We start from the raw sequence: 2,282 nt of genomic DNA on the forward strand, positions 1-2,282 counted from the left end.
CGCCGGCATCGGGAACCCGGTCGTCTATGTCGGGTCCAAGACCGGCCGCGACGGCATCCACGGCGCCACTATGGCCTCGACCGAGTTCACCGAGGACTCGGAGGAAAAGCGGCCGACGGTCCAGGTCGGCGACCCGTTCACCGAAAAGCTGCTGATCGAGGCCTGCCTTGAGCTGATGGCGACCGACGCCATCGTCGCGATCCAGGACATGGGCGCCGCGGGCCTGACTTCGTCCTCGGTCGAAATGGCCGGCAAGGGCGAGCTGGGTATCGAACTGAACCTGGACGACGTGCCGCAGCGCGAGACGGGCATGAGCCCGTACGAGATCATGCTGTCGGAAAGCCAGGAGCGCATGCTGATCGTGCTGAAGCCGGGCCGCGAGGAACTGGCGAAGGCGATCTTCGACAAGTGGGAACTGGACTTCGCCGTCATCGGCCGCGTCACCGACACCGGCCGGCTGGTGCTGAAGATGCATGGCGAGACCTACTGCGACCTGGAAGTGGCGCCGCTGGTCGACCGGGCGCCGCTGTACGAGCGTCCGTGGGAGCCGACCCCGCCGCAGGCCGATATCGACGCGGCATCGGTCCCCCTGCCCGGCCCGGCAACCGAGATCCTGCACCGCCTGATCGGCTGCCCCGATCTGGCGTCGCGCCGGTGGATCTGGGAGCAGTACGACAGTCAGGTCGGCGCCGACACCATCGCGCTGTCCGGCGGCGATTCCGGCGTGGTCCGCGTCCATGGGACCAACAAGGCATTGGCCATCACGACGGACTGCACGCCGCGCTACTGCTTCGCCGATCCGGTCCGGGGCGGTGCGCAGGCAGTTGCAGAGGCGTGGCGCAACCTGACGGCGGTGGGCGCCAAGCCGCTCGCCATCACCGACAACATGAACTTCGGCAACCCGCAGAAGCCCCGGATCATGGGACAGTTCGCCGGCTGCATCGAGGGCATGGTCGACGCCTGCACCGTGCTGGAATTCCCCGTCGTATCGGGCAATGTCAGCCTTTATAACGAGACCAACGGCGTCGGCATCCTCCCGACTCCGGCGATCGGTGGCGTCGGCTTGCTGAACGATGCGACCTTGGCGGTCAACATCGCCTTCAAGGCGGCGGATCAGGCGATCCTGCTGGTCGGCGAGACCAAGGGCCATGTCGGGCAGTCGCTGTATCTGCGCGAGATCCATGGCCGCGAGGAAGGTTCGCCGCCGCCGGTCGATCTGACTGCCGAGAAGCGGAACGGCGATTTCATCCGCGACCTGATCGGAAAACGGGCGGTCACCGCCTGCCACGACTTGTCGGACGGCGGTCTGCTGGTGGCGCTGGCGGAAATGGCGATGGCCGGCAAGCTGGGTGCGTCCATCGACGTGCCGGCGGGAACCGGCGAGGCTGGATTCCTGTTCGGCGAGGATCAGGGGCGCTATGTCGTCACGACATCGGATGCCGACGCCGTCGTGGCTCAAGCCGAGGCCGCCGGAGTGCCGGTGCTGCGACTTGGCACCACGGGCGGCGACGCGTTGAAACTGAACGGCGGCGACGCCATATCGGTGGGTGGTCTCAGGACGGCCCATGAAGCTTGGCTGCCCGCATACATGGCGGGTAGTCTGGAATAATGAATTCACGAGCTGAGCGGGAAGGCTGAAAATGGCGATGGACGCTGCTCTCATCGAGAGCCTGATCAAAGAAGGTATCCCAGATGCCGACGTGCGGATCGAAGATCTGCGTGGTGATGGCGACCATTACGCCGCTTATGTCGAGTCCGCGACCTTCAAAGGCAAGACGCGCGTTCAGCAGCACAAAATGGTCTATGATGCTTTGCAGGGACGCATGGGCGGTGAGCTTCACGCCCTTGCCTTGCAGACATCTGTTCCGAAAGACGCTTGACCGGGCCACGGCGCCGGTCGTTTTGACGAGGATATCGAAATATGGATAACTCCGTAGCAGAGCGGATCAAGAGCGAAATCGAGTCGAACGACGTCGTCCTCTACATGAAGGGGACACCCGTGTTCCCTCAGTGCGGCTTCTCGTCCACCGTGGTTCAGGTGCTGACCCATCTGGGCGTCAAGTTCAAGGGCATCGACGTGCTCTCCGACCCGAGCATCCGCGACGGCATCAAGCAGTTCAGCAATTGGCCGACCATCCCCCAGCTCTACGTCAAGGGCGAGTTCCTGGGCGGCTGCGACATCGTCCGGGAAATGTACCAGTCGGGCGAGCTTCAGGAACTGCTCAGCACCAACGGTATCGACGTGCAGGTCAAGGCCTGAGGGTTTCTTCTGGTCCTTTGCT

Annotated in this window: 3 protein-coding genes; all 3 read left to right on the forward strand. The window is 64.2% G+C overall.

Features of this window, described 5'->3' with window-relative positions; all coding sequences use genetic code 11:
- Nucleotides 1–1,609 (forward strand): phosphoribosylformylglycinamidine synthase subunit PurL (purL, locus tag AC5JJ6_RS06660; protein WP_496041286.1); only part of this gene is annotated, 1,609 nt, incomplete at its 5' end.
- A 31-nt stretch (nt 1,610–1,640) separates the two neighbouring features.
- Complete coding sequence (locus tag AC5JJ6_RS06665; protein ID WP_044431288.1) at nt 1,641–1,880, forward strand: BolA/IbaG family iron-sulfur metabolism protein; 240 nt, start codon at nt 1,641–1,643, stop codon at nt 1,878–1,880.
- A gap of 41 nt (nt 1,881–1,921) precedes the next feature.
- Nucleotides 1,922–2,260 carry a Grx4 family monothiol glutaredoxin gene (grxD, locus tag AC5JJ6_RS06670; protein ID WP_044431287.1) on the forward strand — a complete coding sequence of 113 codons (339 nt, stop codon included), beginning with the start codon at nt 1,922–1,924 and terminating at the stop codon, nt 2,258–2,260.
- The last annotated feature ends 22 nt before the right edge of the window (nt 2,261–2,282 follow it).

Source organism: Skermanella sp., from assembly GCF_059503625.1.

Excerpts from the sequence above, each read along its gene's own strand:
- grxD (WP_044431287.1), top strand. The coding sequence starts at position 1,922 with ATGGATAACTCCGTAGCAGAGCGGATCAAGAGCGAAATCGAGTCGAAC.
- AC5JJ6_RS06665 (WP_044431288.1), top strand. The coding sequence starts at position 1,641 with ATGGCGATGGACGCTGCTCTCATCGAGAGCCTGATCAAAGAAGGTATC.